The sequence below is a fragment of the Stenotrophomonas sp. TWI1149 genome (genome assembly GCF_039673155.1).
Lineage (GTDB): Bacteria > Pseudomonadota > Gammaproteobacteria > Xanthomonadales > Xanthomonadaceae > Stenotrophomonas > Stenotrophomonas maltophilia_AA.
In genome coordinates this window covers 176,930-197,606 of sequence record NZ_JBDJLB010000008.1, presented here as the reverse complement: position 1 = coordinate 197,606, position 20,677 = coordinate 176,930, and the positions used below count along the sequence as shown (strand labels likewise).

The 20,677-nt window shown below is 68.3% G+C and carries 19 protein-coding genes; 4 read left to right on the top strand and 15 right to left on the bottom strand.

Annotated features, from left to right (window positions below; translation table 11 throughout):
- Positions 1-129 precede the first annotated feature (129 nt).
- From amt to glnA, 3 genes are all read right to left on the bottom strand, one after another.
- On the bottom strand, positions 130-1,563 hold the full coding sequence (amt, locus tag ABE424_RS11275; protein ID WP_346491478.1) for an ammonium transporter: 1,434 nt from the start codon (positions 1,561-1,563) through the stop codon (positions 130-132).
- An 18-nt stretch (positions 1,564-1,581) separates the two neighbouring features.
- A complete protein-coding gene (locus tag ABE424_RS11270) occupies positions 1,582-1,920 on the bottom strand; it encodes a P-II family nitrogen regulator (protein WP_019184907.1) in 339 nt (112 codons plus the stop codon).
- A gap of 365 nt (positions 1,921-2,285) precedes the next feature.
- On the bottom strand, positions 2,286-3,695 hold the full coding sequence (gene glnA, locus ABE424_RS11265) for a type I glutamate--ammonia ligase (RefSeq protein ID WP_179460567.1): 1,410 nt from the start codon (positions 3,693-3,695) through the stop codon (positions 2,286-2,288).
- 223 nt (positions 3,696-3,918) lie between these two features.
- Here glnA and ABE424_RS11260 point away from each other — a divergent pair, with 223 nt between their 5' ends.
- The gene (locus ABE424_RS11260) at positions 3,919-4,713 is read left to right on the top strand and encodes an undecaprenyl-diphosphate phosphatase (RefSeq protein WP_179460568.1); all 795 of its coding nucleotides are present in this window, start codon (positions 3,919-3,921) and stop codon (positions 4,711-4,713) included.
- A 71-nt stretch (positions 4,714-4,784) separates the two neighbouring features.
- On the top strand, positions 4,785-5,609 hold the full coding sequence (locus tag ABE424_RS11255) for an META and DUF4377 domain-containing protein (protein WP_346491477.1): 825 nt from the start codon (positions 4,785-4,787) through the stop codon (positions 5,607-5,609).
- 173 nt (positions 5,610-5,782) lie between these two features.
- Here the strand turns inward: ABE424_RS11255 and ABE424_RS11250 are convergent, their stop codons facing one another.
- From ABE424_RS11250 to ABE424_RS11210, 9 genes are all read right to left on the bottom strand, one after another.
- On the bottom strand, positions 5,783-6,394 hold the full coding sequence (locus tag ABE424_RS11250) for a YbhB/YbcL family Raf kinase inhibitor-like protein (RefSeq protein ID WP_346491476.1): 612 nt from the start codon (positions 6,392-6,394) through the stop codon (positions 5,783-5,785).
- A gap of 10 nt (positions 6,395-6,404) precedes the next feature.
- Positions 6,405-8,474, bottom strand: coding sequence for a tetratricopeptide repeat protein (locus ABE424_RS11245; RefSeq protein ID WP_346491475.1), 2,070 nt, complete (start codon positions 8,472-8,474; stop codon positions 6,405-6,407).
- 61 nt (positions 8,475-8,535) lie between these two features.
- Entirely contained in the window at positions 8,536-9,531 is a 996-nt protein-coding gene (locus ABE424_RS11240; RefSeq protein ID WP_176990310.1) for an alpha/beta fold hydrolase, read from the bottom strand.
- A gap of 57 nt (positions 9,532-9,588) precedes the next feature.
- Positions 9,589-10,380 carry a lysophospholipid acyltransferase family protein gene (locus ABE424_RS11235; RefSeq protein ID WP_179460572.1) on the bottom strand — a complete coding sequence of 264 codons (792 nt, stop codon included), beginning with the start codon at positions 10,378-10,380 and terminating at the stop codon, positions 9,589-9,591.
- Between the two features lie 180 nt (positions 10,381-10,560).
- Positions 10,561-10,998, bottom strand: coding sequence for a hotdog fold thioesterase (locus ABE424_RS11230; protein ID WP_346491474.1), 438 nt, complete (start codon positions 10,996-10,998; stop codon positions 10,561-10,563).
- A gap of 25 nt (positions 10,999-11,023) precedes the next feature.
- Positions 11,024-13,090: a phospholipase D family protein gene (locus ABE424_RS11225; protein ID WP_346491473.1), complete on the bottom strand. Its 2,067-nt coding sequence runs from the start codon at positions 13,088-13,090 to the stop codon at positions 11,024-11,026.
- On the bottom strand, positions 13,087-13,644 hold the full coding sequence (locus tag ABE424_RS11220; RefSeq protein ID WP_346479631.1) for a YceI family protein: 558 nt from the start codon (positions 13,642-13,644) through the stop codon (positions 13,087-13,089). Before ABE424_RS11220 ends, ABE424_RS11225 begins: the two co-directional genes overlap by 4 nt.
- Positions 13,645-13,686: 42 nt before the next feature.
- Positions 13,687-14,163, bottom strand: coding sequence for a histidine phosphatase family protein (locus ABE424_RS11215; RefSeq protein WP_176990257.1), 477 nt, complete (start codon positions 14,161-14,163; stop codon positions 13,687-13,689).
- 13 nt (positions 14,164-14,176) lie between these two features.
- Positions 14,177-14,809: a ParA family protein gene (locus ABE424_RS11210; protein ID WP_176990258.1), complete on the bottom strand. Its 633-nt coding sequence runs from the start codon at positions 14,807-14,809 to the stop codon at positions 14,177-14,179.
- A 132-nt stretch (positions 14,810-14,941) separates the two neighbouring features.
- On the opposite strand from ABE424_RS11210, the gene ABE424_RS11205 reads away from it, so the two are divergent.
- Positions 14,942-16,426, top strand: coding sequence for an AAA family ATPase (locus tag ABE424_RS11205; protein ID WP_346479614.1), 1,485 nt, complete (start codon positions 14,942-14,944; stop codon positions 16,424-16,426).
- 10 nt (positions 16,427-16,436) lie between these two features.
- On the opposite strand, the gene ABE424_RS11200 is transcribed toward ABE424_RS11205, so the two are convergent.
- The 3 genes from ABE424_RS11200 to ABE424_RS11190 form a co-directional block, all read right to left on the bottom strand.
- The gene (locus tag ABE424_RS11200) at positions 16,437-17,354 is read right to left on the bottom strand and encodes an AEC family transporter (protein WP_346491472.1); all 918 of its coding nucleotides are present in this window, start codon (positions 17,352-17,354) and stop codon (positions 16,437-16,439) included.
- Positions 17,355-17,464: 110 nt separating this feature from the next.
- Positions 17,465-18,103, bottom strand: a complete 639-nt coding sequence (locus ABE424_RS11195) for a tetratricopeptide repeat protein (RefSeq protein WP_346479612.1) — start codon at positions 18,101-18,103, stop codon at positions 17,465-17,467.
- Between the two features lie 92 nt (positions 18,104-18,195).
- Complete coding sequence (locus ABE424_RS11190; RefSeq protein ID WP_346491471.1) at positions 18,196-18,819, bottom strand: DUF938 domain-containing protein; 624 nt, start codon at positions 18,817-18,819, stop codon at positions 18,196-18,198.
- 144 nt (positions 18,820-18,963) lie between these two features.
- Here ABE424_RS11190 and ABE424_RS11185 point away from each other — a divergent pair, with 144 nt between their 5' ends.
- Positions 18,964-20,592 (top strand): TldD/PmbA family protein, encoded by a 1,629-nt coding sequence (locus ABE424_RS11185; protein ID WP_346491470.1) that lies wholly within the window; start codon positions 18,964-18,966, stop codon positions 20,590-20,592.
- Positions 20,593-20,677: the final 85 nt, after the last annotated feature.

The window sequence follows — 20,677 nt, the reverse complement described above, 5'->3', positions numbered from 1 at the left end:
GCGGTTGCCGGGCGCGGCGTGAATCGCGCGGTCGTCGTTGAAAGCAGCCCGATAAAAAAGCCGGCGACCCGAAGGCCGCCGGCGAAGGTGAAGCATCTCTCTCTCGTTTCTAATGCGGTATCGCGCGGCTCAGGCCTCGTAGGCCGACTCGCCGTGCGAGGTGACATCCAGACCGGTGCGCTCTGCTTCTTCGGTGACGCGCAGGCCGAACACCATGCGCACCACCAGCAGGATCAGCACGGTGGCCAAGGCGCACCAGACGATGGTGAAGCCGACGCTGACCAGCTGCACCCAGACCTGGTGGCCGATGTCCAGGTCGGCCTTGGTGCCGCCCAGCGATTGCGCGCTGAACACACCGGTGAGCAGCGCACCGACGATGCCACCGATGCCGTGCACACCGAAGACGTCGGCGGTGTCATCGACCTTGAGCAGGCGCTTGAGGCCGGTGACGCCCCAGACGCAGACCACGCCGGCGACCAGGCCGATCACGATCGCGCCCAGCGGGCCCACGGTGCCGCAGGCCGGGGTGATGCCGACCAGGCCGGCCACGGCGCCAGAAGCAGCGCCCAGCGCGGACGGCTTGCCCTTGCTGACCGCTTCGACCAGGGTCCAGCCCAGCACCGCGGCGGCGGTGGCAAGGAGGGTGTTGATGAAGGCCAGCGAGGCGACGGTGTCGGCGGCGGCGGCCGAGCCGGCGTTGAAGCCGAACCAGCCCACCCACAGCAGCATCGCGCCGATATAGGTGAACGGCACGTTGTGCGGCTTCAGTGCGGTCTGGCCGTAGCCGATGCGCTTGCCGACGAAGTACGCGCCCACCAGGCCGGCCACGCCGGCATTGATGTGGACCACGGTGCCACCGGCGAAGTCGATCGCGCCGAGCTCGGCCAGATAACCGCCGCCCCACACGATGTGCGCCATCGGGATGTAGCTCAGGGTGAACCACAGGGCCGAGAACAGCAGCACGGCCTTGAACTTGATGCGCTCGGCGAACGCACCGACGATCAGTGCGGTGGTGATGCCGGCGAAGGTCGACTGGAAGGCGACGAACAGATAGTCCGGCAGGCCGGCGATCGGCGTGTTGCCGACGGTATCCGGCCCGAAGCCCTTGAGGAAGGCGAACTGGGTGAACGAGCCGAAGAAGGCGTTGCCTTCACTGAACACCGCGCTGTAGCCATAGGCCACCCACAGCATCAGCACCAGCGAGAACACCACCAGGATCTGGCTGAGGATGGAGAGCACGTTCTTGGAGCGCACCAGGCCGCCATAGAACAGCGCCAGGCCCGGCACCACCATCAACAGCACCAGCAGGGTGGAGGTGAGCATCCAGGCCACGTCACCGTGGTCGAAGGCAGGTGCAGCGGCGGCTTCGGCGGCCGGGGCAGCCGTGGCCTCCGGCGTGGTCGGCAGCGGCTCGACCGCGACCGTTTCCGACGGCACGGGGGTGACCTGGGCCTGGGCATGCGCACTGCTGGAGAAGGCACCAACGGCCAGCGCGCTGAGCAGCATCATCAGGCACACGGCATGGAACCGGGCTTGCCACCCGGTGAACAAAGAGGTCTTCATTGTGGGCTCCGAGTGGGGTTAGAGCGCGTCAGCGCCGATTTCGCCGGTGCGGATGCGGACGACCTGTTCGACCGCGGTGACAAAGATCTTGCCGTCGCCGATCTTGCCGGTGCCGGCCGCGGTCTGGATGGCCTCGACCACGGCCTCCAGGCGATCGTCGGTCACGACGGTCTCGATCTTGATCTTCGGCAGGAAATCCACGACGTACTCCGCGCCGCGATACAACTCGGTGTGGCCCTTCTGGCGGCCGAAGCCTTTGACTTCGGTCACGGTGATGCCCGACACGCCAGCGTCGGAGAGGGCCTCGCGGACCTCGTCGAGCTTGAACGGCCGGATGATGGCGGAGATCAGTTTCATGCGCATATCCCGATGGTGGATGGAACCGGCCCGCGTGGGGCCGATGTCAGGTCAACCGGCGGCCACTTGCACATGGCCGCCGGTCGTTGCGCCGAACGTTGCATGGGCCACGCCGTTGCCGACGCCCGGAGGGCGACGCCAGCGGTGACGCGGGAGGGAGGAAGGGCCCATGACACGCGTCCGGTCTCTCATGCCCCTGGTGGTGCGTACTGCCTGCGTCGCGGCTCCCCAGCCGCAGCGCATCTACCACTGTCCCGTTGAACCGCGGTGCGGGGCGCGTTGCAGGCCGCCCCGGCCCCGGTTGCAAAAGGTGGCGACGATGACGAAGGGTGGGAGGGAAATCCTTCGTCATCGTCACCCATTGCTCAGTTCGCGTAGTACATCTGGTACTCGAGCGGGTGGGTCGCCGCGCGGAACCTGGTGACCTCCTGCATCTTCAGCGCGATGTAGCCGTCGATGAAGTCGTCGCTCATCACGCCACCGGCCTTGAGGAACTCGCGGTCCTTGTCCAGCGCTTCCAGGGCCTGGTCCAGCGAGGAGCAGACCTGCGGGATCAGCTTCTCTTCTTCCGGCGGCAGGTCGTACAGATCCTTGTCGCTCGGTGCGCCCGGGTCGATCTGGTTCTTGATGCCGTCCAGGCCGGCCATCATCAGCACGGTGAAGGTCAGGTAGCCGGACTGGATCGGATCGGGGAAGCGCATTTCGATGCGGCGCGCCTTCGGGTTGGACACCCACGGAATGCGGCACGAGGCGGAGCGGTTGCGGGCCGAGTAGGCCAGCATCACCGGCGCTTCGAAGCCCGGGACCAGGCGCTTGTAGCTGTTGGTGCCGGAGTTGGCAAAGGCGTTGATGGCCTTGGCGTGCTTGAAGATGCCGCCGATGTACCACAGCGCCAGCTGGCTCAGGCCGCCGTAGCCGTCACCGGAGAACAGGTTGGTGCCGCCCTTGGAGAGCGACTGGTGCACGTGCATGCCGCTGCCGTTGTCGCCGACCAGCGGCTTGGGCATGAAGGTGGCGGTCTTGCCGTTGCGGTGGGCGACGTTCTTGATCACGTGCTTCATGCGCAGCAGTTCATCGGCCTTCTGCACCAGGGTGCTGAACTTGGTGCCGATCTCGCACTGGCCGGCGGTGGCCACTTCGTGGTGCTGCACTTCCACTTCGATGCCGACCTGTTCCAGCGTCTTGCACATTTCCGCGCGCAGGTCGTGCAGCGAGTCGGTCGGCGGGACCGGGAAGTAGCCGCCCTTCACCGCGGGACGGTAGCCGCTGTTGGCGCCGTCGTACTTGTCACCGGTGCTCCAGGCCGCTTCTTCGGAATCGATCTTGAAGAAGGTGTGGCCCATGTCGTTGGCGAAGCGGACCGAATCGAAGATGAAGAATTCCGGCTCCGGGCCGAAGAAGGCCTGCTCGGCGATGCCGGAGGACTTCAGGTAGGCCTCGGCGCGCTTGGCGATGCCGCGCGGGCAGCGGCCGTACGGCTGCATGGTGGCCGGATCGAGGATGTCGCAGCTGATGACCAGGGTCGGATCGGCGTAGAACGGGTCGATGTAGGCGCTGGACGGGTCCGGCAGCAGGACCATGTCCGATTCGTTGATGCCCTTCCAGCCGGCGATCGAGCTGCCATCGAACATCTTGCCTTCTTCGAACAGCGACGGCTCCACGATGCTGACCGGGAAGGTGACGTGCTGCTCGATACCACGCATATCGACGAAACGCAGGTCGACGAACTCGATCTGGTTGTCCTTGATCAGCTTCTCAACATTTTCCACGGACATCGGTGAAACCTCAGATGGGTGATTGCCTGAGGGGATAGAGCAATCCCCGTGCCAACTTTTCAGACTTCACAACCCCTTGATTTCACTGGGCTCAGCAACGACCCGGTGCGTGCCCGCCCGCACCAAAGTAGTGCACACCCTGCACCACGCACACATTTGGTGCGGGACGCGGATGTTTTATGCTGCCTCCCGATTTCACCCATTCCGAGCCCCAGCACTCCCGATGTCCGACCTGCTCTCCGCCCTCCTTCTGGGCATTCTTGAAGGCCTCACCGAATTCCTGCCGATCTCCAGCACCGGCCACCTGCTGATCGCCCAGCACTGGTTGGGCGCACGCTCGGACTTCTTCAACATCATCATCCAGGCCGGCGCGATCCTGGCGATCACGCTGGTGTTCCGGCAGCGGCTGTGGACCCTGGCGACCGGCCTGCACGAGCGCGCCAACCGCGACTACGTGCTCAAGCTCGGCACCGCGTTCCTGGTGACGGCCGTGGTCGGCCTGCCGGTCCGCCTGGCCGGCTGGGAACTGCCCGAGACGGTCACCCCGGTAGCCTGGGCACTGATCATCGGCGGCCTCTGGATGATCCTGGTGGAGGCCTACACCGCGCGCCTGCCCGAACGCGATGAAGTGACCTGGAAGGTCGCGGTCTTGGTGGGTGTGGCGCAGGTGGTCGCGGGCGTGTTTCCCGGCACCTCGCGTTCGGCGGCGGCGATCTTCATCGCGATGCTGTTCGGCCTGAGCCGACGCGCGAAAGCCACCGAGTTCGTGTTCCTGGTGGGTATCCCGACCATGTTCGCCGCCAGCGGCTATGCCTTCCTGGAACTGGCCAAGGACGGCAAGCTCGCCAGCGAGAACTGGACCGATGTGGGCGTGGCCTTCCTTGCCGCGGTCGTCACCGGCTTCGTCGTAGTGAAGTGGTTGCTGGGCTACATCAAGTCGCACCGGTTCACTGCGTTCGCGATTTACCGCATCGCACTGGGCGCGGCATTGCTGCTCTGGTTGCCGGCTGGCAACTGAACAGCCCGGCGCCGGCGTAACCCCGTTGTGGTGGTGCCGGCGTTTTTCCCCAGGTTCCCAAGGAGATGTACATGAAACGCACCCTGATGCTGATCCTGCCGCTGGCCCTGATGGCCGCCTGCAGCAACCCCTCGACTGCCCCCGCCGGCCGCGATGACCTCGCCCCGGCGCCGACCGCCGCCGCCGACCAGGCCGCCGTGGCCCGTCTGGACGTGCAGCGCCTGCAGGGCAGCCATTGGCGCCTGGATTCGGCCACCGATGCCAGCGGCAAGCGCATCGATGCGCTGTTCGCCCGCGCCGACAAGCCGGTCACGCTGGACTTCCAGGACGACCGCATCGCGATCAGCAATACCTGCAACCGCATGGGCGGCGGCTACACGCTGGCCGATGGTTCGCTGACGATCTCGCCGATGGCGTCGACCATGATGGCCTGCACCGACAAGAACCTGATGGCGCTGGACCAGGCCGTCGGCAGCCGCCTGGAAGGCGCCCTGAAGACGGAACTGGGCGATGCCGGCCAGCTGACCCTGCGCACCGCCAAGGGCGATGTGCTGGTGTTCACCCCGGAGCCGACCGCGGAAACCCGCTACGGCGGCGCAGGCGAGACCGTGTTCCTGGAAGTGGCCGCGCAGACAAAGCCGTGCCCGCACCCGATGATCCGCGACAAGCAGTGCCTGCAGACCCGCGAAATCCGCTACGACGCCAACGGCATCAAGCAGGGCGAGCCGGGCGAGTGGGAGAACTTCTACGATGTCATCGAGGGGTATACCCACGAAGACGGCGTGCGCAACGTGGTGCGCGTGAAGCGTTACACGATCGCCAACCCGCCGGCCGATGCCTCGTCCAATGCGTATGTGCTGGACATGGTGGTCGAGTCCGCGAACGAGAAGAAATAAGAAAGCAGAAGGGCGGCCACCGGCCGCCCTTCTCCATCAGGTAGTGCCGGCCGCTGGCCGGCTCCCGACAGCGCAGTACCGACCAACGGTCGGTACCTACCGGATATAGCGCCGACCAACGGTCGGTACCTACCGGATGTCGCGCCGACCAACGGTCGGTACCCACCGGGGGATCACGCCAACGCCGGGTTCAACGTGTAGGTGCCATGCAGCGATGCTTCGGCCAGCACGTGCCCGTGCATCGCGCGCAGCACGTCCGCCCCGGTGAATGGGCTCGGCAGCGCCAGCTGCGCCACGTCCAGCGCGAACACGCGGAAGAAATAACGGTGCACGCGCTCGTCGTTGAACGGCGGATACGGGCCGTCATAGCCCAGGTACTGGCCGGCCATGTCCGGGTTTCCGGCAAACCAGCCGGTGAAATCATTCACTCCCTGGCGGCTGCCCGCCGGGCCCGCCGGCTGGGTCTTGCCGCGCACCGTGAAACCGTCGCTGCAGCTGCCGGCGGCCAACGCGTGCACGTCGCCCGGGATATCGGCCATCGCCCAATGGGTGAAGTGCGCGCGCGGCTGGTCGCGCGGCACCGTGCAATCCTCGCGGCCGACCGTGTCCGGCACGGTCGGCACGTCCGGATCGATGCACAGCAGCGCGAACGACCGGGTGCCGGCCGGCACGTCGTGCCAGGCCAGCTGCGGATTGCGGTTGGGTGCGAAGCCCTCGGCATTGCCGGCCGCGAACGTGGCGGGGATCGGCTGGCCGTTGGTGATGCTGTCACTGCTCAGGTGCATGTGCCTCTCCTCACTCTTCCGGGTAGCCCAGGCGCACCGCGACCGAGGTCAACAGCGCGAACGCGGGGCCCATTTCATCGCGGTAATCGCGCCAATGACCGGGCGCCATCCGGGCCGGGCCCAGCGTTGCCGCCGGCGGGAAGCGCATGCCGAACAGGTTGCCCAGGTACTGGGCCATCGCCTGCGCGTCGTGCCCGATGTCATCGATGCGCACCAGCGCGTTCGGGTACAGATCCTGCTCGTGCAGCGTCGCGACCTGGGCCAGCGAGCGCGCCAGCCACTCGGCGGCTTCGTGCACCGAGTTCACCGCGAACGGCGCCGGCGCACCGAAGGCGATCCATTCCAGCAGCATGTCGCGCGGATCGCGCAGGGCGACGATCAGGCGGCCTTCCGGCAGCTGCGGTCGCAGCGCCCACAACAATGCGTTGTCCCACCACAGCAGCCAGTCGATCACGGCGCCACTGTTGATCCCGCGCGCGGGCAGCTGTTCGCGCCAGCGTGCGACCAGCGCCTCCGGCGTCAGCGTGCCGGTCGAAAGGTCCTGCAGCGTGTGATAGCTCTGGAAGGCATCGTTGGGCGGCGTGGCACCGAAGCGATCGCCGCGGACCACCGGGCTGGCCGCGGCCAGGGCGGCGATCACGCGCTCCACGCCCGAGCCCGGGGCGCCCCAGACGAAGATCGGCGCGATGGCGTTGTCCTCCGGCACGGATGCCAGCTCCGGCCAGCTCGGCGGCGCCTTGGCCTGCGGCGGCAGCGGCAGGCGCTGGGGCGCTTCGGCAGCGTGCAGATCCACCCAGGTCCGGACCGCATCGCGGTACTGGCCGGCGCGGTCCTGGATCGCGCCGAGCCACGCGCGCAGCGACGGCCTGGCCGCCTCGGGCGCGCCATCGTGCAGGGCCTGCACGCGCGCGATCGCCGCGGATGGATCCCGCTTCAGCAGGCCTTCGACCCGGCGCGCTTCGCCACTGACGCGGCCCGGCTCCAGGGTGACGATCCGCTCGGCGATCGCTTCGGCCGCGTCTTCTTCATTGTTCATGTCGTGCAGGCGCAGGCGCGTTTCCAGCGCCGGCAGGTGCTCGGGCATGGCCTGCAGCCAGCGCTCGCCGACGGCCACCGCTTCCGGGCCTCCCACCGGCTCGACGGTCAGGCGCGCCATCCACAGGTCGTGCACCTCGGGGTGATCGGCCAGGGTCGCATCGAGCGTCTCGCGGGCCTGCTCTTCGCGGCCCAGGCGCTGCCAGGCCATCAGCAGCAGCTGCAGCGTGTGGCGATCGGACGGCCATTGGCTCAGGACCGGCAGCAGATGCTCCAGCGCCAGCAGCGGCTGCCCGGCCTGCAGCTCCAGCTCACCGGCCAGGCGGCGCATCGCCGGGGTGTCACTGGCCGGCGTGGCCAGCACCTGGCGCATCATCTCCGCGGCCACATCCACATGGCCCTGGCGCAGCGCCAGCTGCACGATCAGGCCCTGCAGCGAGGTGACACTCGGGTTCACCTCCAGCACGCGGCGGAAGGCCTGCTCGGCGAAGGCCAGCATGTCCTTGCCCAGGTAGGCGAAGCCGAGCGCGTACAGCACCCGCGAATCGCCCGGCAGGGCTTCGCTGGCGGCCGACAGCAGAGCCAGCGCGCGATCCACCTCGCCCCGGCGCAGCGCGACCATGCCCGAGAGCGCGGCCAGTTCCGGGTGCTCTTCGTCCACGCGGGTGGCCATGCGGGTCAGCCGCTCGGCTTCGTCCACGTCGTTGCGGGCCAGCGCCAGATGCGCCTGGATCACGTAGGCGGACAGTTCATTGGGGTTGAGTTCGGCGGTGCGGTCCAGTGCCGAGCCGGCCGCATCGAACTGGCGCAGGGCCAGCAGCAGGCCGGCCTGCTGCAGGTGCAGGTCGGCATTGTCCGGGGCCAGCGTCAGCGCCTGCTGCAGGCTGGCCAGCGCGTCATCGAACTGGCCCTGCTGCTGCAGCGACAGCGACAGCCAGCGGTGCGCCTGTGGCTGCTCCGGCTCGGTCGTGGTCCACTCGCGCGCCAGCTGCACGGCATCGTCCACCGCATTGCGGCGCAGGGCTTGGAGAATCTGGTCTTGCATGACGGTCCGAACTCGAGGGCAAACCCCGATTGTAGCGGGGCCGGCCGGCCTGGGCGGCCGCTCAGGCGGGCGTATTCGCCTCGATCCGCAGTCGCTGGGCCACCCAGCGCTCCGAGAAGCCATCGCCGCGCCAGTTCTCCAGGAAGCCGCAGTGGCCGCCCCAGGGGGCGATTTCCAGGTGGGCATGGGCCGGCAGGCGCCAGCCGTTGAAGGTGGCGAAGGGGATGACCGGGTCGTCCTGCGCCATCAGGATGTCGGCCGGCACCTGCAGCCCGGCCAGCCGGTCGCCGGCGATCGAGTACCCGTCGAAGTAGGCCTGCAGCGAGCCGAACTCGGTGTGGTGCTCGACCAGCCAGGCGGTCAGCGCGCGGATGTCCAGCTTCAGCACGCGGTCGTCCCAGTCGCTCAGCTCGGGGAACAGATCGCGCTTGCGGCGCAGCGAGCCGGCCCACTTGCGCCGGAAGTACCAGTCGTACATCGCCGGGCCGTTCTCGATGCTCTCCATCGTGATCGCCGGGTCCAGCACCGGGCAGACCGAGGCCACGCGGCGCAGCGGCACGCCGGCCGAGGGCGCGCGCAGTGCCAGGCGCAGCACGAAGTTGCCCCCCAGCGAGTAGCCGGCCGCGACCAGGGGCAGCTCCGGCCAGCGGCGGGCGATGTCGCCGGCGGCCTGCACCACTTCATCGATGCGGTTGGAGTGGAAGATGCCGGGATTGAGGTGATGGGTGTTGCCGTGGTCGCGGAAGTTCAGCCGGACCACGTCATAGCCCTCCTCCAGCAGCCGCGCGGCGGTCATGCGCATGTAGCTGGATTCGGCGCTGCCTTCCCAGCCATGCAGCAGCAGCGCCATGCCGATCGGCTGGCGTCCCTGGATATAGCTGTGCCAGCCCTGCAGGCGGACGCCTTCGCCACCATCGAGGATGAGTTCGTCGGTGTGCGCGCCGGTGGCCGCAAGCAGCACCAGGCCGCGCTGCATGCGCATCCGGCTGGAGCTGAGCATCGACTGCAGGTGCGGATTGCGCAGCCAACGCGGCGGTTGATAGTCGGCAGCGGTCAACATGGGCGCGAGCCTGCTCCCGGCTGCGACGCTGGCGCGTGAAGGAACACCGCCGGCTTACTCGGCGGACATGGCCGCCAGGATGCGCGCACGCGAGGTTTCCGCGATGCGGCGACGGCCTTCCAGATCATGGGTATCAATGGGCGCGAGGAAGTGCACCTCGGCCCGCCGTGCCGGCTCCCCCAGCAGACGCAGGAAGTTGGCGAAAAAGCTCTCTTTCGGGCCGAAGGCGACAATGGTCTGCGCATCACCGCGCCAGCCATAGCGCAACGCCACCGGCTGGATCGGCACCTGGGTCTCGACCGCGGCCTGGAAAATGCGCGCATGGAACGGGCCCACGTCGTGGCCGCCACGGGTACGCCCTTCCGGGAACACACCCACGGCCTTGCCCTCGCGCAGGCGCACGACCATTTCCTGCATCACGCCGCCCAGCGATTCAGTGCTGCCGCGCTGGTGGAAAATGGTCTGCCCGCGCGCGGCCAGCCACCCGACCACCGGCCAGCCGGCGATCTCCTGCTTGGCCACGAAGCCCATCATGCGCTGGCTGTGCAGCATCGAGATGTCGACCCAGCTCACGTGGTTGGCCACGAACAGCACCGCACCCGGCAGCGGTGTGCCGATCCGGTGCAGGCGGAACCCGAAGATCCACATCAGGCCGGCCGACCAGACGTTCACCGCCGCATGCTCGAGCGTGCGCTCGCCCACGCGCACGCGCGCCCACAGCGGCAGCATGGCGATCAGCAGCATCGGCAGGAACAGCAACAGGTGGACCAGCAGCAGCGGTACGCGGTACAGGTAACGGCACACACGCGCCACGCCGCCACGTGAGGCCGGAGTGGGGGAATTCATCCGCGAACGATACCCGAGCGCCGCAGGCTCTGCCAGCGGAATCCGGACAAATCGATGGCGTGCGCACGCCAGCCGCCGCAAGCGATCAAGCCAACGGCCAGCGGCGGCACAACGGCCGTCCGACATGCGCCGGCGCACTGTCGTGGGTCGCGCAACACAGCATCCGTGCCATGTGCGCGATCAACCCGGGCGCACGGCCGGCACCACCGCCAGGGTCAGCCGCGAGGTGCAGACCAGCTTGCCGGCCTCGTCCTCGATGCGGATGTCCCAGACCTGGGTGCTGCGCCCGACATGCACCGCACGCGCGGTGCCGGTGACGGTGCCGGCGCGCACGGCGCGGATGTGGTTGGCGTTGATCTCCAGCCCCACGCAGACCTGCTGCGCGGTATCCACGCACAGATTGCCGGCGCTGCTGCCGAGGGTTTCCGCCAGCACCACCGAGGCGCCACCGTGCAGGATGCCGTACGGCTGGCGGGTACGCGGGTCGACCGGCATGGTCGCGCTGATCCAGTCCTCGCCGGCGGCGGTGAACGTGATGCCCAGATGCTCGATGAGCGTGTTGCGGCCGAGATCGTTGAGGGCTTCGATCGACACCGCATCGCGGAATACCTGGGACATGCAGCTTCTCCGTGGGGTTGCAGACTTACAGAATCGGGACCAGCCCGGCGCCGAAGGCGGTGAGCATGCGCACCAGCAGCCACTTCGGCCCGACGTTGACCTCGGGGAAGTCCCCGACCGCCACATAGCAGGTGTGGAAGGCCGGGTCCTGCCGCTTGAGCGGGTCCGGGCACTCGGGCCCCGGCTGGAATTCGTAATCGGTGGCGTAGCGCCACGGCCAGAAATCGAGCACCGGCAGCGCTTCGGAGGCCTTGCCGACACTGTAGTTCAGGCCGGACAGCACCGGCGGCTTGGCCCGCGGCGCGACCACCCAGGAGTTCTGCGGATGGATGTCACGCAGGATGCTCTGCGCCAGCGCTTCGGCGAACACGGGGTCATCGATGATCACCGCGCCTTCGGTGTTGTAGTTCTCGCTGCGCGGATCGAAGTTGTGCGTGCCGATCACGCCGATGCGGCGATCCACCACCATCGACTTGGCATGCAGGCCCATGCGCGCGCCCTTGCGGGTGACTGGCAGCGGTTTGTTGACCGCCTTGGTGCCCAGGAACGAGGGCCGGGTTTCGGCTCGCAGCACGCGGCGCTCGACCACGCTGCCATCGGTGCGCCGACGCGCGGACGGACCCGGCGTGGGCTGGCGCGTGACGCGGGCGTCGCTGGCACTGTCCGCATCGCTGCCGGCATCACGGCCGCGGCGACCATCGGCAGTACCGCTGCCGCGCGCATTGCTGCCGGCCGCGCTGCCGCCGAGCAGGCTGCTGCGCTTGCCCTGCGACGCCGGCACCTCGGTTCCCAGCGGGGCGGGCAGCAGATTGCGGTAATCCACCGGCGCGTCCAGCGGGAACGGCTTGAACTCGTAGATGTTGAAGGCAAGCTCGCGCAGATTGCGGCGTTTGTACTTGTAGGACAGCGCGTAGACGATCGGGTTGTCGGTGGCAGCCAGACTGTTGGTCGACACCACCACGCGCGGTGCGTGCTCGCGCTTGCGCAGGTCGCGGAACAGGCGCTGCGCCGGCTTGGACAACACCAGATACGGCGTCTGCAGCAGCACTTCGGACTGCGCGCTGGCGATCAGCGCGTCCAGCTGCGGCTCGGTCACGTGCTGGCCGTTGGCCGGCTGGCTGGCGCGTTCGCGGCGATGCTTGCGCGGCAGATCGGCGACGTACTGCACCGAGGCCACCGGCAGGGCGGTATCCACGAACGTGCGGCGCACGAAATCGGGATCGTCGGCCTCTTCGCTGACCCGCTCGACCCGCTCCGGCCGCCGGAAGTCGGCCGGCGGCATCGCCGGGACGCCCTGGCGGAGCAGTGTGCGCCCGACATCGTTGAGGCGCTCGGCCGGCACGCTGCGCGGCGCGCGCCAGAACGCATCGAAGTTGGCGGCCATCTCGCGTACCTCTGGGCCGGCCACGATCACATCGCGGTCGCGGAAGTTGTATTCGCTGTCCCAGTCGTAATAGTCGTCCTGGTAGTTGCGTCCGCCGACCACGCCGAGTGCATCGTCCACCACCAGCAGCTTGTTGTGCATGCGCTGGTTGAAGCGGCGGAAGCAGCACACCACGCTGGCGGCGTAATCGAAGTAGTTCAGGCGGGCCTTGCCGAAGGTCGGGTTGTAGACCCGCAGCGCGAAGTTGGCATGGCTGCCGGAGAGGGCGCCGAGAATCTCCAGATCGGAGATCGCCGAGAGCTGGTCGATCAGCACCCGTACCTTGACCCCGCGTCGGGCGGCCGCCTGCAGTTCGTCCAGCACCAGCCGGGCGCTGTCGTCCTTGTCGAAGATGTAGGTCTGCAGGTCGATGCTGCGGGTGGCGCTGCGGATCAGGTTCAGCCGCGCGACCAGGGAGACCTCGCCCTCGTCCAGGATGGTGGCGTAATGCCGCGGCTGGTCCGGCCGGGATTCGGCGAACGCGCGGCCGCCCAGGGCGCGCAGCGGTGAATCCAACGCGCAGCGGTCCGGCTGGTCGCAGTCGACCACGGTCGAGCGCGCCTGCACGGCGATGCCGGCCGCGCGGTCGCGCTCGGCGTTGGACAGCGAGGCACAGCCGCTGCCCAGCAACAGCGTTGCCAGCACCAACAGACGCAGCAATGGGTTCACGGTTTCGGCGCCTCGCTCAGACGCGCACGCAATACAAAGGTCACTCGATCACTCAGGGCAAGCTGCCAGCTGTCCATCCCATACCGGCCACGCTGGACGGTACCGCGGCTGACCACATCGCAATCATACCCGGCCCGGGCACACGCCGGCGGTTCGACCCGCAGGGTCTCCGGGTGGCTGACCCCGCGCAGGATCAGGCGGCCCTCGATGCTGCCGCCCTTGTCGACCACCTCGGGCCAGTACGGCAGCGAGTCGAACTCGACCACCGGGTAGCGGGCCGAGTCGAAGAACTCCTCGCCCCGCATCCAGCCGGTGTAGCGGGGCTTGCCGGGGATCTCGACATAGCGGGTGAACATCCGCAGGTGCACCTGGTGGCGACCGTCGGAGAGCACCTCGATGTTGCCTTCGAAGCGGGGGAATACCCCCTCCATGCGCTGCCCCAGCCGCGTCCGGATCTCAAATCCGAAGCGCGAGCTGGCCGTATCGAAGGCCAGGGCATGGCTGGTCGGCGCTGGTACCGACGACGGCGGGGCGGCATGCACCGCCCCTGCCATCAACAGCAGCCCGAACCACGCCGCGCGGACTGCCCACACTGCTTACGGCCACCAGAAGGCGGTCAGGCTGGCCACGCCGGGCTCGATGGCAGCCTCGCGGTCGAAGGCCAATACCGCGATCCCGCCCGGCGGCATGCCGCGGTAGTCGCTGCTGGTGCCCTCGCTCATCAGGGCCACCAGTTGTTCCAGGCCGGGGTTGTGGCCCACCACCAGCAGGCGGTCCACATCGCGGCGCGCATCGATCAACCCCATCAGGGTGCCCGGGGTGGCGTCGTAGACGGCATCCTCCAGCCGCTTCTCGACGAAGCCGGTGATGCCCAGTACGGCCTCCAGGGTTTCGCGGGTCCGCCGTGACGGCGAGCAGAGCACGCAGTCGGGCAGCAGGTTGTTTTCCTTGAGCCAGCGGCCGGCGGCCTCGGCTTCGGCCAGACCGACCGGCGACAGCGGGCGGTCCAGATCGGCCTGGCCGGTGCTGGCGGTTTCGGCATGGGCGTGACGCAGCAGTATCAGTTCTCGCATGGGATCTCTCGTGTCAGGCTTTCTTCAGCCACTTCAACAGCGGCTCCCAGTCACTCTGGTGCTCGCGCACCTGGGCCGAGCGGTAGTCGAACAGACTCCGTCCCAGCCCGACCATCACCACATAGCTCTGGCTGTCGCGCAACTGCGCGACGACCTCATACGGCCAATCGGCCAACATCTGTATCGCCTGTTGCGAGGTCTGCGTCCAGGGTTTGGTGCGGTTGAGCACCAGGCCGACCGGCAGGCTGCGGTTGTGCACGCGGGGGACGCGCGACAGGCTGTTGAGGAAGCCGACGATGGCCTCGATGTCCAGCGCCGAAGGCAATACCGGCACCACCACGGCATCGGCAACGTCAAGGAAATGCGGAATATCGTCGGCCATTGCACCGGCCGGGGCATCGATGATGACCTCCTCGGTGCCGTCGGGAATCAGTCGTTCCCAGCTCTTTTTGCGGTACACGTCGATCGGCAGCACGGCGCTTTCCAGGACCGAGCGCCGTTGTGCCCAACGGGTACTGGAGCCCTGTGGATCGGCATCGGCCAGCACGGTCGGTCTGCCCTGCAATGCCGAATGCGCGGCCAGGTGGGTGGCAACGGTGGTCTTGCCCACCCCGCCCTTGGAACCGGCCACCAGGATCGTCTTCATGCAAGCCTCGCTTCCGGGGAACGTTTCCGCAGCCTACACCGGCGCCTGTGACGGAGATAGTCGCAGCGCTGAACCCGAACCGACGGCCGTGGCTTTGCTATCGTGGATGGTTCCAATGGACTGACCGCCAGCATGAGCGAACTACAGGACCTCAGCGCGCTGATCCGCGCCAACACCCCGCTGATCATCATCGAGACCCAGGATGAGGGCCGGGTGGTGGAGCTGTTCCGGCAGACCCTCATGCATGTCTGGCGTGCCCTGCACCGCTGGTCGATCACCGAAGGCCTGCGCCGGATCGACATGGACCGCGAGGACGACCCGGTCGGCCCGCCGGATGCCAGCGCGGCGCTGCAGATGATCCGGCAGGCCGAGCAGCGCGGCATCTACCTGCTGCTCGATTTCCATCCCTACCTGGGGTATGCCAGCCATCAGCGCGCGCTGCGCGACCTGATCCAGCGGCGGCACTGCGAGGCGCACGTGCTGGTGCTGATCGGGGCCAAGGTCGAGCTCCCGGCCGAGCTGGAAGCGCTCGCCACCCGCTTCAACCCGCGCCTGCCCGACCTCAACGCGCTGCTGAAGATGCTGCGCGAGGAAGCCGAAGCCTATGCCCGCGAGAACGGCGGACGGCGCGTGGAGGTGGACAACGAGGCGGTCCAGAAAATCCTGCACAACCTGCGCGGGCTGAGCCTGGTCGATGCCCGGCGGATCGCCCGGCAGCTGATCTTCGCCGACGGCGCGCTCAGCCAGGACGACCTGCCGCAGCTGGCCCGGCTCAAGTTCGAGCTGCTCAACCGCGCCGGGCACCTGCACTACGAATACGACACCACCCGCTTTGCCGACGTGGCCGGCGCCAACCGGCTCAAGCGCTGGGTCAACCAGCGCCGCCCGGTGTTCCTCGGCGGTGCCGGCCCGGCCGGCCTGGATCCGCCGAAGGGCATGCTGCTGCTCGGCGTGCAGGGCTGTGGCAAGTCGATGCTGGCCAAGGCGACCGCTGCCGGTTTCGGCGTGCCGCTGCTGCGGCTGGACTTCGGCAGCCTGTACGACAAGTTCCACGGCGAGACCGAGAAGAACCTGCGCGAGGCGCTGGCCTCGGCCGAGCAGCTGGCGCCCTGCGTGTTGTGGATCGACGAGATCGAGAAGGGCCTGGCCAGTGGCGGCGAGGATGGCGGCGTCTCCCGCCGCGTGCTGGGCCACCTGCTGACCTGGCTGGCCGAGCGCAAGAGCACGGTGTTCATCGTCGCCACCGCCAACCAGGTGCACGAGCTGCCGGCCGAGCTGCTGCGCAAGGGCCGCTTCGATGAGATCTTCTTCGTCGACCTGCCCGATCCCAACACCCGGGTCGAGCTGCTGCGGCTGCACCTGGGCAAGCGCCAGCTCAACGCCGACGACTTCGCCCTGCCGGCGCTGGCGGCCGCGGCGGAGGGCTTCTCCGGCGCGGAGATCGAACAGGCCGTGGTCTCCGGGCTGTACGCCGCGCATGCCGAATCCCGGGCGCTGGATACCGGGCTGTTGATGCAGGAAATCCGCGGCAGCCGGCCGTTGTCGGTGTTGATGGCCGAACAGGTCACCGCACTGCGCGACTGGGCCCGGGGGCGCACGGTCAGCGCGGACGAGTGACGCCCGCGCCTCATCCCGCCAGCTGGTGCAGCACCCACACCCACGCCGGCAGCGTCACCAGCGACAGCAGGATGCCGTAGCCGACCAGCGCGGCGGCCAGGCGCGGGGCGAGCCGGTGGGACATCGCCAGCGCGGCGGCGGTGATCATGGTCGGCATCGCCGATTCGAGCACATTGGCCTGCAGCATCGTGCCCTGCAGCCCGAAGGCCCAGGAGATCGGCAGCGCCAGCGCCGGCATCACCAGCAGCTTGAGCAGCAGGCCGATGCCGAGCGGCTTGAGTTCATCCAGGGGCAGCCGCAGCTGGATCGAGAAGCCCACCGCCAGCATCACCAGCGGCAGCATCGCATCGGCCAGCTGCTTCAGCCCGGTGCCGATCCAGGCCGGTGGCTGCTCGGGCATCAGGCTCAACGCGAACAGCAGCGCCCACAGCGGGGGGAACTTCGCGATCCGCAGCAGGATCTGCGCGGCGGTGGGCGGGGTATCGCCGCTGTAGCGTGCGATCACGTACAGGCCGAAGGTCGACAGCAGCACGAAGGTGCCGAACTGGTCGTAGACCACCGCATACGGCAGGGCGTGGTCGCCGAGCAGCGCGCGCACCATCGGGTAGCCGATGAAACTGGAATTGGCCAGCGCCACGCAGATCAGCAGCACCGCGTGCACGTCGCGGGCGAAGCCGAACGCGCGCGTGGCCAGGCTGACCAGGACCAGGGTGGCGAGCATCAGCAGCCACGGCGTGGCCACCAGTCCGATCAGGCTGGCATCCAGGTGCAGCCGCGGGACGTAGATCAGCACCGCCGCCGGCAGGCACACGTACAGCACGATGCGGTTGAGCACATCGGCGGTGTTGTCCGGCAGCGCGCGCAGGCGCGAGAACGCCATGCCCAGGCCGAGCATGGTCAGGATGAGCGCGAATGCATCGAAAGCCATCGCGACAGCCTAGCCCACGCGCCTGCGGTCTACGCCCCGACCTTGGTCGACGTGCCGGCGCCCCGCGCGACCGACAGTCCCTGCCCGCCCGCGCGGGCAGGGACGCCCGATCACGGCCAGGCCGGCGGTTTCTCGGCCCACGCCTGCTGGATTTCGGCCAGCGTGCTGCGTTCGCTGTCGCGCCAGCCCGGCAGCAGGGCGGCGTAGCGGTCCGTCCCGCTCCACTGCTGCGGCTCGGTGCGCACCGCGGCGGCATACCACTGCACCGCATCGCTCCTGCGGCCCAGTGTCCACAGCGCGAGCGCGTACGTGGGCGGCACCCACGACGGGTTGCCGCGCAGCCCGTTCTGGGCCGTCGTCCACTGCGCCAGCGCGGCCTCGGTATCGCCCATGCGGAACAGGTCCCAGCCGTAGTTCCAGCGCACCGAACGCGCCTGCATCGAGCTGACGGCGGTCGTCGAGGTGGCCTGTTCGTACAGGCTGCGCCCCAGTTCCGGCCGCCCCTGCGCGATCGCCACGCCGGCCAGCTGCACGGTCGCCTCCAGCGTCTTGCGGCCGCGTTCGCGCTGCTTCATCAACTGGTCGACCAGGTCGGCACTGCTGCCCGTCACCGCCACCATCGGCGTGGCGGCCGCGTCGTTGTCGAAGTAGAACTCCTGCACCGCCGGCAGCGATTGCGCCGACACGTTGAACACACAAGCCCCCATGGCCAGCATCACGCCGGCCAGCATCTGTCTTGCAACTGCCATGCAAACTCCCCCAGGTTGTCACAACAACCTCCCCTCCTGATCCTAACCGCAGCGCGGGCCCGGCACCAAGCGCCGCCGACCGGCGGTCGGCGCTAGCGGCCGCGGCGCCAGACCCGCAGGCGGTTGTTGGCCGGCATCGCCACGTCTTCGACCAACACCAGGCCCACCCCGGCGGCCAGCGCATCCACCGCCTCGGCGTCGCGGATGCCCGAGGCCGGATCCCGCGCCTTCAGCCACGCATCGAACTGGCGGTTGCTGTCGCTGCTGAAGGCGCCGTGGTGATTGAAGGGCCCGTAGATCGCCAGCACGGCGTCATCGGCCATGACCGCGGGCAGTCCGGCGAACAGCGCCTGGACGTGCGCCCAGCTCATGATGTGCAGGGTGTTCGCGCTGAACACCGCATCGAACGCCAGCGCGACGGCCGGCAGCGGGCCGAGCCCGGGCGCGGGCCACAGCACCGCCTGCAGCGGCCACGGGGCGGGCGTGTTGGACAGGCCGGCGGCCTGCAGCCGCGCGGCGATCCCGGGCAGATGATCCGGATGGTCGCTGGCCTGCCACTGCAGGTGCGGCAGCGCGCCGGCGAAGTGTTCGGCATGCTGTCCGGTGCCGCTGCCGATCTCCAGCACCCGGCGGCGGTCGGCGAAGTGGCGCTGCAGCACCGCCAGGATCGGCGCGCGGTTGCGCTCGCAGGCCTCGGACCAGCGTATCTGGCTCATCGGAATGTCACACCGGCAGGGAATCGATCTCCATCCAACCATGACCGCAGTCACTTGTGCCACTGTGCGCTGGCACCGAAAGTCGAAGACTTGTCCAACGCCGGCCGCCTCCGTGCCGTCGGCCGTCCTTGGGGGATGTGAGCTGTGCAACGTCGTGAGTTCCTAGCGCTGTCTGGAATGGGCCTGGCTGGCCTGGTACTGCCGCACGGCCGGCTGATCGCCGCCGAGCAGCTGCTCGAACCGGGCGATGTCGGCCGGCGCAAGGCACTGGCCGAGGCCGCGCTCGCCGCCGCCAAGCGGGCCGGCGCCAGTTACTGCGACGTGCGCATCGGGCGTTACCTCAACCAGGCGATCATCACCCGCGAGAGCAACGTCCAGAACGTCACCAACAGCGAATCCTCGGGCATCGGCATCCGCGTGATCGTCAACGGTGCCTGGGGCTTCGCGGCCACGCACCAGCAGACGCCGGCCGCAGTGCTGGCCACGGTGGTACAGGCCGCAGCGATTGCCCGCGCCAACGCCGGCATCCAGACCCGCCCGGTGCAGCTGGCCCCGGTCACCGGGGTGGGTGATGTGAGCTGGAAGACGCCGATCCGCACGAACGCGATGGCGGTGCCGATCAAGGACAAGGTCGACATGCTGCTGTCGCTGAACGCGGCCGCGCTCAATGCCGGTGCCGACTTCATCAACTCCACGCTGTTCCTGGTCAACGAGCAGAAGTTCTTCGCCTCCAGCGATGGCTCCTTCATCGACCAGGACGTGCACCGGATCTGGCTGCCGTTCACCGCCACCGCGATCGACAAGGCCAGCGGCAAGTTCCGCACCCGCGCCGGGCTGTCCTCGCCGATGGGCATGGGCTACGAATTCCTCGACGGCGACGCGCGCGGCAAGATTGCGCTGCCGGGCGGCGTGGTCGCTTACCGCGATTCCTACGACCCGGTCGAAGATGCCATCGCCGCGGCCCGCCAGGCCCGCGAAAAACTCAAGGCGCCATCGGTCAAGCCGGGCAAGTACGACCTGGTGCTGGACCCGTCCAACCTGTTCCTGACCATCCACGAGAACGTCGGCCATCCGCTGGAGCTGGACCGCGTGCTCGGCTACGAAGCCAACTACGCCGGCACCAGCTTCGCCACGCTGGACAAGCGTGATGCGGGCTTCCGCTGGGGCAGCGACATCGTCAACTTCTTCGCCGACAAGACCGCGCCGGGCAGCCTGGGCGCGGTGGGCTACGACGATGAAGGCGTCAAGACCAAGCGCTGGGACCTGGTCAAGGACGGCATCCTGGTCAACTACCAGGCCACCCGCGATGAGGTGCACATTCTGGGCGAGAAGGAATCGCACGGCTGCAGCTACGCCGATTCGTGGTCCAGCGTGCAGTTCCAGCGCATGGCCAACGTCTCGCTGGCGCCGGGCAGGACGCCGCTCAGCGTGGCCGACATGATCAGGAACGTGGAGAACGGCATCTACATCCATGGCCGTGGCTCCTACTCGATCGACCAGCAGCGCTTCAACGCGCAGTTCGGCGGCCAGCTGTACTACCAGATCAAGAACGGTGAGATCACCGGCATGGTCGAGGATGCCGCCTACCAGATCCGCACGCCGGAGTTCTGGAATGCCTGCAGCGCGATCTGCGACGAGCGCGATTTCCGCTTCGGCGGCTCGTTCTTCGATGGCAAGGGCCAGCCGGGCCAGGTCTCGGCGGTCTCGCACGGCTCGTCGACCACGCGCTTCGATGGCATCAACATCATCAACACTGCACGCAGCCTGGGATGAGCCCGTCCCCGCTCCGTGCCGAATGTCACTACCGCGGCGCCCGCATGACCGCAAGAATCGGCTGTGCCGCCGCGGCGGTCGCCCT